Annotated in this window: 13 protein-coding genes and 1 pseudogene; 8 read left to right on the top strand and 6 right to left on the bottom strand. The window is 72.6% G+C overall.

Annotated elements, in window-relative coordinates; translation table 11 throughout:
• Nucleotides 1-141: 141 nt before the first annotated feature.
• Complete coding sequence (locus ACZ3X1_RS14890; protein WP_356815758.1) at nucleotides 142-1782, top strand: COG1361 family protein; 1641 nt, start codon at nucleotides 142-144, stop codon at nucleotides 1780-1782.
• 284 nt (nucleotides 1783-2066) lie between these two features.
• Here ACZ3X1_RS14890 and ACZ3X1_RS14885 read toward each other — a convergent pair whose 3' ends face one another.
• Nucleotides 2067-2327, bottom strand: a complete 261-nt coding sequence (locus tag ACZ3X1_RS14885; RefSeq protein WP_356811483.1) for a chorismate mutase — start codon at nucleotides 2325-2327, stop codon at nucleotides 2067-2069.
• Between the two features lie 292 nt (nucleotides 2328-2619).
• Between ACZ3X1_RS14885 and guaA the strand changes: the two genes are divergently transcribed.
• From guaA to ACZ3X1_RS14865, 4 genes and pseudogenes are all read left to right on the top strand, one after another.
• Nucleotides 2620-4206, top strand: coding sequence for a glutamine-hydrolyzing GMP synthase (guaA, locus tag ACZ3X1_RS14880; protein ID WP_356811482.1), 1587 nt, complete (start codon nucleotides 2620-2622; stop codon nucleotides 4204-4206).
• Nucleotides 4207-4335: 129 nt separating this feature from the next.
• Nucleotides 4336-5102 (top strand): annotated as a pseudogene (locus ACZ3X1_RS14875) (class II aldolase/adducin family protein).
• Nucleotides 5103-5204: 102 nt separating this feature from the next.
• Nucleotides 5205-6461 (top strand): hypothetical protein, encoded by a 1257-nt coding sequence (locus tag ACZ3X1_RS14870; protein WP_356811480.1) that lies wholly within the window; start codon nucleotides 5205-5207, stop codon nucleotides 6459-6461.
• An 18-nt stretch (nucleotides 6462-6479) separates the two neighbouring features.
• Complete coding sequence (locus ACZ3X1_RS14865; RefSeq protein WP_356811479.1) at nucleotides 6480-6989, top strand: DoxX family membrane protein; 510 nt, start codon at nucleotides 6480-6482, stop codon at nucleotides 6987-6989.
• On the opposite strand, the gene ACZ3X1_RS14860 is transcribed toward ACZ3X1_RS14865, so the two are convergent.
• Entirely contained in the window at nucleotides 6935-7159 is a 225-nt protein-coding gene (locus tag ACZ3X1_RS14860; RefSeq protein WP_356811478.1) for a hypothetical protein, read from the bottom strand. The genes ACZ3X1_RS14865 and ACZ3X1_RS14860 overlap by 55 nt on opposite strands.
• Complete coding sequence (locus tag ACZ3X1_RS14855) at nucleotides 7146-8486, bottom strand: PspC domain-containing protein (protein ID WP_467279950.1); 1341 nt, start codon at nucleotides 8484-8486, stop codon at nucleotides 7146-7148. The genes ACZ3X1_RS14860 and ACZ3X1_RS14855 overlap by 14 nt, the downstream gene beginning before the upstream one ends.
• 131 nt (nucleotides 8487-8617) lie before the next feature.
• Here ACZ3X1_RS14855 and ACZ3X1_RS14850 point away from each other — a divergent pair, with 131 nt between their 5' ends.
• From ACZ3X1_RS14850 to ACZ3X1_RS14840, 3 genes are all read left to right on the top strand, one after another.
• Nucleotides 8618-9913 carry an ATP-binding protein gene (locus ACZ3X1_RS14850; RefSeq protein WP_467279949.1) on the top strand — a complete coding sequence of 432 codons (1296 nt, stop codon included), beginning with the start codon at nucleotides 8618-8620 and terminating at the stop codon, nucleotides 9911-9913.
• Entirely contained in the window at nucleotides 9910-10608 is a 699-nt protein-coding gene (locus tag ACZ3X1_RS14845; protein WP_030659486.1) for a LuxR C-terminal-related transcriptional regulator, read from the top strand. Before ACZ3X1_RS14850 ends, ACZ3X1_RS14845 begins: the two co-directional genes overlap by 4 nt.
• Before the next feature lie 138 nt (nucleotides 10609-10746).
• On the top strand, nucleotides 10747-11850 hold the full coding sequence (locus ACZ3X1_RS14840; protein ID WP_467279948.1) for an alpha/beta hydrolase: 1104 nt from the start codon (nucleotides 10747-10749) through the stop codon (nucleotides 11848-11850).
• 81 nt (nucleotides 11851-11931) lie between these two features.
• Here the strand turns inward: ACZ3X1_RS14840 and ACZ3X1_RS14835 are convergent, their stop codons facing one another.
• The 3 genes from ACZ3X1_RS14835 to ACZ3X1_RS14825 form a co-directional block, all read right to left on the bottom strand.
• On the bottom strand, nucleotides 11932-12984 hold the full coding sequence (locus ACZ3X1_RS14835; RefSeq protein WP_467279947.1) for a C40 family peptidase: 1053 nt from the start codon (nucleotides 12982-12984) through the stop codon (nucleotides 11932-11934).
• Between the two features lie 147 nt (nucleotides 12985-13131).
• Nucleotides 13132-13485, bottom strand: a complete 354-nt coding sequence (locus tag ACZ3X1_RS14830; protein WP_467279946.1) for a hypothetical protein — start codon at nucleotides 13483-13485, stop codon at nucleotides 13132-13134.
• A 27-nt stretch (nucleotides 13486-13512) separates the two neighbouring features.
• Complete coding sequence (locus tag ACZ3X1_RS14825) at nucleotides 13513-14433, bottom strand: alpha/beta fold hydrolase (protein ID WP_356811472.1); 921 nt, start codon at nucleotides 14431-14433, stop codon at nucleotides 13513-13515.
• Nucleotides 14434-14501: the final 68 nt, after the last annotated feature.

The following is a 14501-nucleotide window of genomic DNA, read 5'->3' as shown; positions in this document are numbered from 1 at the left end:
CCGAGCGCGGTACCCACCGCGGTACATACGTGACAGATGTTCAGCCTTGATGGTTGTACCGGAATCCGCCGAGCCGGGCTGTGGTGTCGATCACACGGCCAACGAGGCAACTGCGCGCCGCATTCGGCCGTCAACGGCAGCATGAGAAAGCGCATCTCCCTGCTGACTGCCTGCGGCGTCGCCGCCCTGGGGCTCGCCGCCACTCCCGCACACGCCGCGGACCCCGTCTTCACCCTGGCCGGACCGGCCGAGATCGGGCTGCGCCCGCACCCCGGGCAGAACGACGGACCACAGAAGACCTCGGTCGAGTTCCGGCTCGTCAACGACACCGCCTCGGCGTTCGACCGCCAGAGCACGTTCACGATCGACCTGACCGGGCTCAAGGGCATCGCCGACGTCGCACTCGCCAAGCAGCAGGGTTCGGACTGCGCCCTCACCGAGGCCGCCGTCACCTGCAAGCGCCCCGCACTGTGGAAGGGCGAGACCACCGTCGTGGACCTCGACCTCAGCGCCGCCAAGGACAGCAAGGCCGGCGCCACCGCGGCCCTCACCGTGACCGGCAAGGCCGAAGGCGCCACGTTCAAGACCGCCACCACCAAGGTCCGCATCGGCGGCCCCGACCTCGTCCTGGAGCGGGCCGACCTCAAGGCGGAGCAGAAGCCGGGCGACAAGCAGCCCCTGTCGATCGTCTTCGCCAACGAGGGCACGGAGTCCGTCCGGGGCGTCGTCCTGGAGATGCGCACCACGCACGGCATCGACCTGGTCGAGCAGTACGACAACTGCTCCTACTCCGAGGACCCGAGCGAGGGCCGGCCCTGGAACACGGGCTGGAGCACGGTGCAGTGCCTGCTGGAGGGCGAGTACAAGCCGGGCGCCGTCTACGGGGTCGACGGCCCGCTCACCCTCAAGGCAGCCCCGCACGCCTTCGCCGACGGCCTCACCTACGCCGTGTACGCAGCCGGCGACGAGCCGAAGGCCGACAAGACCTCCAAGAAGCCGACCGGCGGCAAGAAGCTGGCCGTGCGCGAGCGCGCCGCCAAGGCCTCCGCTCAGTCGGTGGACCTCGACCCCTGGAACAACCTCCAGGAGTTCGACTTCCGGACGAAGAACAGCGCCGACCTCGTGGCCTGGCCCGTCGCCCTCGCCGGCGGGGCGGGCGAGACGGTGAAGGCCGACTTCGGCTTCCGCAACAACGGCCCCGCCTGGGTGGCGTACCTGCGTTCCGGTGAGAGCGTCGCCCGCACCGACATCGTGATCCCGGCCGGTACGAAGGCCACCAAGGTGCCGGCCGGCTGCCAGGGCGTCAACGCCGACGGCACCACCCGCGAGCAGACGCTGGGCGCGCCGCGCTACTTCTGCTCCACCGGGCACGTCGTGGGGGAGCGGGAGAAGTTCACCTACCCGTTCGAGCTGAAGATCGAGCAGGTCGTGGCGAACGCGGCCGGTTCCGTCTCGGTCGGCCAGTGGACGCCCGAGGGCACCAAGGGCCAGCCGTGGGACCCGAACCACGCCAACGACAAGGCGTCCGTCGTGATCAGCGCGAAGGAGGGCGGCGCCACGCCGAGCCCGACCGCCACGGCCACCGCCTCCCCGACCGCCACGGCGACCTCCTCGGCCACGGCCACGGCCACGGCCACCGCCACCTCCGGCGCCACGGCGAACGGCGGCCTCGCCGCCACCGGCAGCTCCGCCGGGGCCCTCGCGCTCGGCGGCGCGGTGCTCGTGGCCGCGGGCGGCGGTCTCGTCCTGGCCTTCCGCCGCAGGACCGGCACGCACGCCTAGCCACGGCACCCGCGCGGCCGCGTACGCCCGCGGACGCGGAACGGCCGGCCCGGGGCGTCCCCCGGGCCGGCCGTTTTCTGCGGGGTGACCGGGCTGCTGTCCCCTGCCGTCCGGTCACGCGAAGGAGCGAGGTCCCACGACGCACGCACCACGAGGCGTACGTCTCATCGCTCCTGCGGAGCCACGCGTGATGGTGTTGCGGCTCCGCGGCTGGCTGCCGCGGACACCCTCACCAACGAAGGGTCCCCGGCCCGGTCACGCGCCGGACGGGTGACGAACAGCCGTCACACCCGGCCCCGGCACAGCTCCAGCAGGGTCATCGCGAGGGAGGTCCCGGGCTTGCCCAGGGCCTCGCTCCAATGGGACAGCACCTCCATCTCGCGGGAGAGGTGCACCCGGCGCCCGCCGGAGGCGATCCGGGCGTCCTGGATGACCGTCGAGACGGCCATCCGCTCCTGGATCAGCCCGATGATCCGGTCGTCGATCGCGTCGATACGGGTACGGGACTCGGTGATCAGCTGCTCGGGGGTGGTGGTGACGCTCATGGTGTTCTCCTGTGGGTCGTGCCGTCAGGAGCGGAAACGCGGAGCGCCCCGGTCCTGTCGGACCGGGGCGCTCTGGGAAGTCAGCGGCTCAAGCGAGCATCACGATGACCCATGGCGACCGGACCGGCCGGTGCCATAGGTAAAGAGGAAGCTCAGCTGCTTGCGCACGGAAGGGATTATTGCCTCCCGTCCCCCCGCACGCCAAGCACATTCGGATGGTGAGACGAAGGGGCCCCGGCGTCCCCCGTTAGAATCGACAGAACAGCCACCTCTCCCGCCGGAAGGCCGCCCCGTGCCAGAAGCACCCTCCGCCGTCCACGACAGCGCCCCGGACACGGTTCTCGTCGTCGATTTCGGCGCCCAGTACGCCCAGCTCATCGCCCGCCGCGTCCGCGAGGCACGGGTCTACAGCGAGATCGTGCCGAGCTCGATGCCCGTCGACGAGATGCTGGCCAAGAACCCCAAGGCGATCATCCTCTCCGGCGGCCCGTCCTCCGTCTACGAGGAGGGCGCCCCCCAGCTCGACCGCGCGATCTTCGAGGCCGGCGTCCCCGTCTTCGGCATGTGCTACGGCTTCCAGCTGATGGCCGTCACGCTCGGCGGCCAGGTCGACAACACCGGCGCCCGCGAGTACGGCCGCACCCCGCTGGCCGTCTCCAAGGCCGGCTCCACCCTCTTCGAGGGCACCCCCGACAACCAGTCGGTGTGGATGTCCCACGGCGACGCCTGCTCCGCCGCCCCCGAGGGCTTCACCGTCACCGCGTCGACGAACGTCGTGCCCGTGGCGGCCTTCGAGAACGACGAGAAGAAGCTGTACGGCGTGCAGTACCACCCCGAGGTGATGCACTCCACGCACGGCCAGCAGATCCTGGAGCACTTCCTCTACCGCGGCGCCGGCCTCGCCCCCACCTGGACCACCGGCAACATCGTCGAGGAGCAGATCGCGGCCATCAAGGCGCAGGTCGGCGACAAGCGCGCCATCTGCGGCCTGTCCGGCGGCGTGGACTCCGCGGTCGCCGCGGCCCTCGTGCAGAAGGCCATCGGCTCCCAGCTGACCTGCGTCTACGTCGACCACGGCCTGATGCGCAAGGGCGAGACCGAGCAGGTCGAGAAGGACTTCGTCGCCGCGACCGGCGTGCAGCTGAAGGTCGTCGACGCGCAGGAGCGCTTCCTGACCGCGCTGGCCGGCGTCTCCGACCCGGAGGCCAAGCGCAAGATCATCGGCCGCGAGTTCATCCGCGTCTTCGAGCAGGCCCAGCTGGAGATCCTCCAGGAGGAGGGCCCCGCGGTCGCCTTCCTCGTGCAGGGCACCCTGTACCCGGACGTCGTCGAGTCCGGCGGCGGCACCGGCACCGCCAACATCAAGTCCCACCACAACGTGGGCGGGCTCCCCGACGACATCGAGTTCGAGCTCGTCGAGCCGCTGCGCCAGCTGTTCAAGGACGAGGTCCGCATGGTCGGCCAGGAGCTCGGCCTGCCCGACGAGATCGTCCAGCGCCAGCCCTTCCCCGGCCCCGGCCTCGGCATCCGCATCGTCGGCGAGGTCACCAAGGAGCGCCTGGACCTGCTGCGCGAGGCCGACGCCATCGCCCGCCACGAGCTCACCGCGGCCGGCCTGGACCGCGAGATCTGGCAGTGCCCGGTCGTCCTGCTCGCGGACGTCCGCAGCGTCGGCGTCCAGGGCGACGGCCGCACCTACGGCCACCCGATCGTGCTGCGCCCCGTCTCCTCCGAGGACGCGATGACCGCGGACTGGACGCGCATGCCCTACGAGGTCCTCGCCCGGATCTCCACCCGCATCACCAACGAGGTGCCGGAGGTGAACCGTGTGGTCCTGGACTGCACGAGCAAGCCCCCGGGCACCATCGAGTGGGAGTAGCAGTCCCCACCCGCCGGGCGTGACGAGCCGCCGCTCCCTGCGGAGCGGCGGCTCGTCCGTTTCTCTGGCCACTTGGCAGGGCCGCGGGTACCTTGCGCCGCGAGCCGAGGAGCCGTCGAAGGAGCGCCCATGCCGGACCAGCCCGCACCCGTGCCCGTGGAACGGCTGCGCTTCGAGATGCCGCCCGCGCACACGGACCCGGCCGAGGAGCGCGCGTACCGCAAGGAGCGGCTCGCGGGCGCGCTGCGGCTGTTCGCCCGCCTCGGGTACGAGGACGGGGTCGCCGGGCACGTCTCCGCGCGGGACCCGGAGTCCGACGACTGCTACTGGGTGAACCCCTTCGGCCGGACCTTCGCCTCGCTCGGCCCCGAGGACCTGCTGCTCGTCGACGGGGACGGGTGGTCCGGGGGGAGCGGCGCGTCAACCAGCTGGCCTTCGCCGTGCACGCCGCCGTGCACCGGGCCCGCCCCGACGCGGTGGCGGTCGTCCGCGCGCAGGCCCCGTACGGCAGGGCCCTCGCCGCCCTCGGCGAGCTGCTCGCCCCGATCACCCACGAGGCCTGCGCCTTCTACGAGGACCACGCGCTCCTCGACGAGTACGCCGGCGCGGAGGACGGCGCACGCATCGGGCGCGCGCTCGGGCCGTACAAGGCGCTCATCCTGCGCAACCACGGGCTGCTGACGGTCGGCGGCTCGGTGGACGCGGCCGCCTGGTGGTTCGTCGCCGCGGAACGGGCGGCACAGGTCCAGCTGATCGCACGGGCCGCCGGGAAACCGGTGCTCATCGACCACCACAGCGCCGTGGCCACCCGCGAGCGGTTCGGCGGGGACCTGGCCGCCTGGGTGAGCTACCAGCCGCTGTGGCAGACCGTCGCGGACATGGCGTCAACATCATGAACCGTTAATCACCTGCTCTGACATCGTGCGCAATCCGGAGCACTGCCCCAGTGGTGCACAATTCGCTGGCATTGCCCCGTAGTTCAGAGAGGCGGCACGTACATGGCTGTCCAAGAGATGTCCCGCGGCACCCATACCACTGCCTGCGCCTGCGAAGAGTGCGCACGGGAAGGGCACCGCCGCGCGGTCGCCGCGTTCCTGGAGAAGCGCGACGAGTTCGCCGCCGGGCAGGGCGTGCCGGCCGCGGTCGCCCACTCCCTCGGCGCCTCCCGCCAGTGGGTCTCCGACGAGCTGACCCTGTCGGCCCGTACGGTCGCCGACCGGGGCCGGGAAGCCGGCAACTCCTGGCTCTACGTGTTCTCCCGGCGGGCCGTCCTCGCCGTGTGGATCGCCGCCGGCGTCCTGCTCCTGGTCCAGGTCGCCGCCGCGCTCGGCGCCGGCTGGTCCACGGCGCGCACCGCCGGACTGCTCGCGGCCCTGCTGCTCGCCGGGCTGCTGACGGTCGCCGCCCGCGCCCAGTCGGTGCGCGGCGGGCTGCTGGCCCCGCTGGTCGGCGAGGACAACCGGCTGTCCGCCTCGAAGGCGGTGCCCACCGCCTGGGTGGTGCTGACGGCCTTCGCCACGCTGCTGCTCACGCTGCGGCTGGCGGCCTCGGTCCCCGGCCCGGAGCGGCAGGCGCTGTACGCGGGCCTCGCCCTGGACCGGGCGCTGCCGCTGCTGTCGGTGGTCGTGCTGACCTCCGCGGTGGCGGTGCTGGTGCGCCGGGTGGTCTGCGTACGGATCATGAGCCAGCGGCTGCAGAAGCTGCCGGCCGACCGGCCGCGCGGAGCGGACCTGCTGACGGACGACGCGGGTCGCGGGAGCCTCCCCGACGCGCAGTACGTGCTCGTCTCCACCGTCGTACTGGCCTACGCGGCGGCCTCGCTCGCCCGCTTCCCGGACCGGCTGCCTCAGCTGCCCTGGGCGCTGGCCCTGCTGGTGGCCCTGTCGGCAGCGGTCTACCTGGCGGCGAAGTACGCGGAGGGCAGCCGCCCGCTGGTGCTGTCGGTGGTGCGCAGACGCGAGCCCGGGGACCTGGACGCCGCCGTCCGCCCCGGGGACGACATCGAGATCCGGGGCGTGGGCTTCGTACCGCCCGGCGCGCAGACCCCGGAGATGCTCGCCCGGCTGGTGGTGCGGATCGGGGCGGTCCACGTCCACGTGCCGCTGGTCCCGGTGCCGGGCGGGTTCACCAACCCCTCCGACGCGGTGCTGACGGTGCCGGTCCCGGCGGAAGTGGAACCCGGGCGCACCGAGATCCAGGTGGTCACGGCTGCCGGAGTGGAATCCAACCGCTGCACCATCGACGTGGCCGAGTGATCGGGGTAGACATGACGCGTGACCAGAACCGAAGCACCTCCCCGGACCGACGTACCGCGCGGGCTGCGTGAACAGGCTGCCCGGTACCACCTGTTGCCCCTGCGCCTCTTCCTCGGCGCGACCTTCGTCTACGCGGGACTGGACAAGCTCTTCGACCCCGCGTTCCTCTCCGCCTCCGGCGACGGCTCCATCGGCGACCTGATGCGCGGGGTGCGCGACACCTCCGCGATCCCCGCCCTCGTGGACCTGTCCCTGGAATCGCCCGTCGGCTTCGCCGTGTTCCTGGCCGTCGCCGAGATCCTGGTGGGCCTCGGCACCCTGGTCGGCCTGCTGTCCCGGACCGCGGCCGCCGCCGGTGCGCTGATCTCGCTGAGCCTGTGGCTCACGGTGTCGTGGGCGGTGGCCCCGTACTACTACGGCAACGACCTGATCTACCTGATGGCCTGGACCCCGCTGATCCTCGCCGGCGCCCCCTACCTGTCGCTGGACTCGGAGATCCGGTCGCGCCGGTCCCGGCGTACCGCATAGGTCACCAGCCCCACCAGTGCGGCCAGCGTCAGCCCGCCCGCGGTCATCGGGATGACCGCGTACCACGGCATGTCCGCCCCACCGGTGGTCTCCACCAGGTAGAGCACGCCCGCCAGCAGCAGGACCAGCCCCGCGATCAGCCGTCCCGGCTGGAACTCATGACGCCGCACGGGCCACCTCCACCTGTCCGATTCCCGCACTCAGGTCCAGCTCGATCGTCCCGCCGGCCTCGGTGCCGGCGGGCGGCGCGAGGGTCGCCGTCCGGTCCTGCCGGCCGGGCCCGGCCCGCTCGATGCGGCCCGGGTAGTCGCCGGGCAGCTGGATGTCGCCGAGGCGCCGGACGGTGACGTCCGCCTCGGCGGTGACCTCCCGGGGCAGGAGCACCTTGAGCCGGCCCGCGTCGACGGAGGCGCTGACGGCCACGCTGGTGCCCTTCGGCACGTCCAGGCGGCTCAGGTCCAAGGTCGCCAGCCCGGTGCCCGCCTCGTACACGGGCCGTACGTCGGCCACGGCGGCCGGACGCCACTCCACCTCCCGCCAGTCGGTGCCGATCTCGCGCGGCAGCGCCGCCGCGCCCGCGAGCAGGCCCGCGGTGAACACGGCCAGCACGACCGTGCCGAAGCCGGTGCGACCCAGCAGGGAGCTGACCGCGAGGCCGAGGCCGAAGACGATCAGGGCGGCGGCGAGCCCGGTCTGCAGGGCCTCGCCCAGCGGGCTGCCCTCCCAGCCCGCCGCGGTACCGACGGCCCCGGCCAGCAGCGCCAGCACGAACACCCGGCCGCCGATTCCGCCGCGCCCCCGGACCCGGGCGGCGGCGGGTCGCCGGACGGCCGCGTCGGCGGCGCCGGCCGCGTCCGGCTGCGCCGGGCCGGCGTCGTCCTCGGGCCCCCACAGGTATCCCGTCGTGCCGACGGGGCCGGTGGTGCCGTCCTTGACCAGCGGGTCCCGCCACCAGGAAGGGGCGCCCGGGGTGGGCGGCGCCTTCGTCTCCGGCGGGGCCGCCGGCGCGTGCGCGGCGCGGGGCGCGGCCCCGCCCGGCGCCGGTGCCTCCGTCTCGGGCGCGGCGGCCCGCCGCCGCTGCGACCAGTACGAGGCCCCGCCGAGCGCCAGGACCACCAGCACCGAGAAGACGGCCAGGCCGCCGTTGTCCAGCATCGACAGGAACAGCGCGCAGCCCACCAGGGCGGCGAACACCGCCGCCAGCGTCGCCCCTTCGACCCGTCCCGTCAGCAGCTTCTTCACCTCGCTGTCCTCCTCGCCCTCCGGGGGGAGCAGCAGCCACGCGAAGCCGTAGAAGATCAGGCCGACGCCGCCGGTGACCGCGAGGACGCCCAGGACGATCCGGAAGACCACCGGGTCCAGGTCGAAGTACCGGCCCAGACCGCCGCACACGCCCGCGAGGACCTTGTCGCGCTTGCTGCGGCGCAGGGAAGGCCGGGCTTCGGCGGCCCGGGGCGCCCCGGGTGCCTGCGGCGGAGCATCGTGTACTTCGGTCATGCGTCCATGGTGACGGGCGGTGCGGCCGCCCGGAATCCGGCCCTACCCTGGCGCAACCCTGAAATCTGACGGGCAGAAGTGGGGGGATGCCCTGATGCCGGGCCGCGGCCCGCCATGTGACCCTTGGTGACATGCCCGTAGCCGCCGCCTCCCGCCCACCGCACGCCCCGGACGTCGACGACCCGCCGCAGCGCAAGCTGTACCGGAGCGCCGACGGCCGGATGCTGGGCGGTGTCGCGCGCGGACTGGCCGGGCACCTCGGGCTGCCCGTGGGCTGGGTGCGGCTGGCGTTCCTCCTGCTGTTCATGTGGGGCGACGGACTGGGCGTGCTGCTCTACGCCGCGTTCTGGGTGTTCGTGCCGCTCGGCGTCGGCGGCCGCGCGGGGCACCGCTCCTTCTTCGAGTCCCTCCCCGACGGCACCCGCCGCCTGCGCAAACCGGACCGCGGGCAGATCACGGCGCTGATCGCCCTGTTCATCGGCGCGGCCATCTTCATCTCCAAGGTCCAGCTGGGCGGCGAGTCCGGGCGCTACGTGTGGCCGACGCTGCTGGTCGGAGCCGGGGTGGTTCTCGTATGGCGGCAGGCCGACAACGCCCGCCGCGCCCACTGGACCACCGCCGCCGGCCGGCACGGGCGCCTCTTCCAGGCCGCCCGCGCGCTCGCCGGGGTCGCCCTGGTCGGCGTGGGCCTCACCGTCTTCATCGTCGTACGGGGCTCCGCCGCGCAGCTCGGCAACGTCCTCACCGCCACCCTCGCCGTCCTCGTGGGCGTGGCCCTGCTCGCCGGACCCTGGCTGATCCGGATGACGCAGGACCTCTCCGAGGAACGGCTGATGCGCATCCGCGCCCAGGAACGCGCCGAGGTCGCCGCCCACGTGCACGACTCCGTGCTGCACACCCTCACCCTGATCCAGCGCAGCGCGGAGGACGTGGGCGAGGTGCGCCGCCTCGCACGGGCCCAGGAGCGTGAGCTCCGCAACTGGCTCTACAAGCCCGAGGGCACCGGCAAGGACGAGGCCGAGGAGCCCGCGACCCTGGCGGAGGCGGTGAAGAAGACCGCCGCCGAGGTCGAGGACCACCACGGCGTGCCCATCGAGGTCGTCGTCGTCGGCGATTGCCCGCTCGACGAGAAGCTGGCCGCACAGATCCAGGCCGCGCGCGAGGCGATGGTCAACGCCGCCAAGTACGGTGGCGAGGGCGGGCCGGTACAGGTGTACGCCGAGGTGGAGGGCCAGACGGTGTTCGTGTCCGTACGGGACCGGGGGCCGGGCTTCGACATCGACGCGGTACCCGGCGACCGCATGGGCGTACGAGAATCGATCATCGGCCGGATGCAGCGCAACGGCGGGACCGCACGACTGCGGTCCGCGCCCGACGGCGGCACGGAAGTCGAGCTGGAGATGGAGAGGGCGGCGAACGCGGCATGACCGAGGACGAGAAGAACGCAGGCGTGGGGGAGACCAGGCGCGTCCGGGTGGTGCTCGTCGACGACCACAGGATGTTCCGTACCGGGGTGCAGGCCGAGATCGGCGAGACCGACCGGACCGGCGTGGAGGTCGTCGGCGAGGCCGCCGACGTCGACCAGGCCGTCACCGTCATCACGGCCACCCGGCCCGAGGTGGTCCTCCTCGACGTGCACCTGCCCGGCGGCGGCGGCGTCGAGGTGTTGCGGCGCTGCGCCCCGCTGATGGCGGCCGCCGAGAACCCGGTGCGGTTCCTCGCGCTGTCGGTGTCGGACGCGGCCGAGGACGTCATCGGCGTAATCCGGGGCGGCGCGCGCGGGTACGTCACCAAGACCATCACCGGCACCGACCTGGTGGACTCCGTCTTCCGCGTGCAGGACGGGGACGCGGTGTTCTCGCCGCGCCTGGCCGGCTTCGTGCTCGACGCGTTCGCCTCGACGGACGCGCCGCCGGTGGACGAGGACCTGGACCGGCTCACCCAGCGCGAGCGCGAGGTGCTGCGGCTGATCGCGCGCGGGTACGCGTACAAGGAGATCGCCAAGCAGCTCTTCATCTCGGTGAAGACGGTGGAGTCCCACGTCTCGGCGGTGCTGCGCAAGCTGCAGCTCTCCAACCGGCACGAGCTGACCCGCTGGGCGACGGCCCGACGACTGGTGTGACGCGTGGGGCGGGCGTGATGTCGGACACCTGACGTCCGACGGCTGCCCGCGTTGTCGTGGCCTTGACCTGCGGTGTGACCGAAACCGCAGGTCGACCGGGCAACCGGGGCCCGGCGAGCTGCCCTCTACGGTGGCGTGATGAGCCTGACCGGGACACCCTTCTTCGCCACGGTGATCGCACTGACCGCGATCGCCGTCATCCTGCCCCTGGCCGTGTGGAGCAAGGTGCGCGGCCCCGCCGTCGTCCGCACCGCCCTGCGCTTCCTGATGGTGGTGTTCGCCCAGGTCACGGCGGTCGCCGTGGTGTTCGTAGCCGTCAACAGGGCCGAGCACTTCTACAACTCGTGGGACGACCTGCTCGGCACCGGCAAGTACGTCACCGCGGCCCCCGACCTCGGTCCGGACGGGCTCGGCGGCAAGAAGGTCGAAGAGGCCCCGAAGGTCAAGCAGGCCTTCCAGCCCGTCGAGGGGCTGGGCGGCCGGGTCCAGAAGACCGAGCTCGACGGAAAGATCTCCGGGGTCAAGGGCGACGTCCTGGTGTGGCTGCCGCCGCAGTACGACGACCCGGCCTTCAAGGACAAGAAGTTCCCGGTCGTCGAGCTGATCCCCGGCATACCCGGGACGGGCAAGTCCTGGTTCCAGGGGCTCAAGGCGCACGAGGTGCTGGAGCCGCTGATGAAGAGCGGCAAGGTGCAGCCGTTCATCCTCGTCTCGCCGCGCGCCATGCTGGTGGGCAACGGCGACACCGGCTGCGCCAACCTTCCCGGCAAGGTCAACGCCGACAGCTGGTTCAGCGTCGACGTCCGCAAGATGGTCGTCGACAACTTCCGGGCCTCGGACGAGGCCCGGACCTGGGGTGTGGCCGGGTACTCGGCCGGCGCCTACTGCGCCGCCAAGCTGGCCATCCTGCACCCCGACCGCTACAGCGCGGCCGTCTCCCTGTCCGGCTACAACGACCCCGGCCAGGAACCCACCTCGCTCGTCGCACAGGATCCGCAGACGCGGGTCGCCCACAACCTGAAGAACATCCTCAAGGCGCAGCCGGCCCCGCCGGCCGTGTCGCTGTGGCTGTCGGGCGCGGAGCAGGACGGCTACCTGTCCGGCATGGACCTCAAGGGGCTCGCGCAGAAGCCCACCGTCGTCCACGCCGAGAAGGTCGTCGGCGGCCACAACCTCGAATCGTGGTCCAAGCAGCTGCCGCAGACCTTCGGCTGGCTGAGCGGCGTGGTCAAGGCCCCGTAAGGGACGGGCTCACGCGGAGACGTCTGACGCGGGACGTCTGACGCGGGACGCCTCACGCCGTGGCGCCCGGCACGGGATCCCTCACGCGGGGCGGGAGGCGCCGGCCCAGGGCATCGAGTCGATCGGCGCCAGCCGGACCGTCGATCCCGGGCGCGGGGCGTGGATCATCTGGCCGTTGCCGACGTAGAGGCCGACGTGCGTGACCCCGGAGTAGAAGAACACCAGGTCGCCGGGGGCCAGCTGGTCGCGGGACACGCGCCGGCCGGCGTTGATCTGGGTGTAGGTGGTGCGGGGCAGGGAGACCCCGGCCGAGCGCCAGGCCGCCTGGGTCAGCCCCGAGCAGTCGAAGGAGCCGGGCCCCGTCGAGCCCCACACGTAGGGCTTGCCGATCGAGCCGTACGCGAAGGCCACGGCGCGGGCCGCACGGGAGCCGTCGGCCGGCGGCGGGGGCGCGGGGGCGGCCGGGCCGGCGGCGGGGGCGGCCGAGGCGGCGCCGGGCGCCTGGGCCTCGTAGGCGGCCCGCTCCTCGGCGGTGAGCTTGGCCAGCAGCCGCTTGGCGGCGCCGAGCTTCTCCTCGGCCTCGGCCTTGTGGGCGGCGAGTTCGTCCCGCCGGCTCCGCAGGTCGGCGAGCCGTCCCGACGCCTGCTCGCGCAGCGTGGAGACCTCGTCCAGCTTGCGGCGCACGGTGGTGATCCCGGCGGCGTTGCGCTCACCGGCGCGCGAGACGAAGGAGGCCTGGGCGAGGTACTCCTGCGGGTCGTCGGCCAGCGCGAGCTGTACGGCGGTGCCCAGGGAGCCGCTGCGGTACTGGGAGGCGGCGAGCGTCCCGAGCGCGCTGCGGGCGCTGTTGAGCTGCTCGGCCTTGCGGGCGGCCTCGTCGCGCAGGCCGGTCAGGGCCCGTTCGGCGTCGTCGGCCTGCTCCTTCGCCCCGTTGTACCGCTCGGTCGCCGCCTCGGCCTCCTCGTAGAGCCGGTCCACCTCCGTCTTGATCTGGGCGGGGGTGGGCCGGGGGTCGGCTTGGGAGGTGCCTTCGAAGGCGGTGGCGGTGGCAGCGCCCGCGAGGGCGATGGTGGCGGCGGTCCGTACGGAGCCGCCGGAGAGCGGGCGCTGCCTGGGCTTTCGATGACTGGCCACGAGGGCCTCACGTCCTTCCTCTGCCGGTGCTGGCTTGGAGGAGGACGCTAGACCCGGAGGTAACGGGCGGATGACGGGATGATCGTAAGTGCCCTGATGCGACCGGAGCTGGCCGCACAGGACCGGAGCGGATCGTTCCGGGGCGGGTCAGTGCCAGAGAAGGGCGATGAAGATGTTGATCACGGTCAGGCCGCCGACGGCGGCGAACATCGCCTTGTCCACGTGCTCCTCGTCGCGCTTGACGTAGACGAGGGCGAGGATCACGAAGAGGAGGGCGAGCTTCACGCCCACCTTGACGTTGTTGACGGGGGCGCCGTCCATCTCGTTGAAGCCGACGAGGAGCACGCCGGTGACGAGCATGGTGAGCGCGCCGTGCAGCATGGCGGGCGTGAAGCGGGCGGTGCCCGCGCTCATCGCCTTCATCTGGGTCAGGAAGCCGCCGAGCAGGGCCGCGATCCCGATGATGTGCAGGCCGACGAAGACACTGATGAGTACGTCCATGGCAGTCGAGCGTACGGGGGCGGACGTTCAGCCGAAGAAGCGGGTCAGCTCGTCGACGACGGCCTGCGGCTGCTCCTCGGGGAGGTAGTGGCCGCTGTCGTCGACGCGGACGACGCGGGTGTCGGTGCCGAGCGCCGGGACGGCCCCGCGCAGGAACTCGTAGTTGCTGTGCTCGCCGCCGAGGGCGAGCAGCGGGACGGTGACCGGGGCGTATCCGGCCAGGTCGGCGATGTCCTGGGAGAAGGCGCGGTACCAGGCGTTGCCGGCCCGGACCGCTTCCGGGGAGCCGTAGGCGCGGGCGTACACGGCGCGGGAGCGGGCGTCGATGGAGGAGGGGTCGGTCGCGGCGTTGCCGAACAGCCAGTCCAGCAGGAGGTGGTAGCGGCCGGCGAGCAGCTGCTCGGGCAGGCCCTCCACCTGGTTGAAGGCGAACCACCACAGGTGGCGGACGTCGGGCCGGGGCAGCAGGGGCATCCGGGCCCAGTCCTCGTCCGGGTGTGCGACGTCGAGGAGGGCGACCCGGCGGGTGGCCCCGGGGTGGTTGGCGGCGTGGGCGTAGGCGACCATCGCGCCGATGTCGTGGCCCGCGAAGTGCGCCGACCCGATCTTGAGGTGGCCGAGGAGGGCGTGGACGTCCGCGGCCATCGTCTTCTTGTCGTAGCCGGCGGCGGGCTTGGCGGAACCGCCCATGCCGCGCAGGTCGACGGCGATCACCCGGTGGCGGCGGGCCAGGTCCGGCAGCACCTTGTGCCACTGCCACCAGGTCTGCGGCCAGCCGCCGAGGAGGACGAGCGGGTCGCCGCTGCCGCCCTGGACGTAGTGCAGGCGGGTGCCGTTGACCTCCGCGTGGTGGCTGGTGAAGCCGCCGTCGAGGGAGGCGGCGAGGGAGGCGTCGTCGAGCGGGGTGCCGGCGTACGCGGTGCCGGCGGACGCGGTGCTGTCGGGCATGGTGTCCTCACGTCGAGAATCGTTCGAAGATTTCGTACGGTCAGACTGTACGAGATCTTCGAACGATT

Source organism: Streptomyces sp. NPDC023541 (assembly GCF_055559995.1).
Note: the sequence above shows the minus strand (reverse complement) of the source record. Positions and strands in the feature narration are given on the sequence as shown.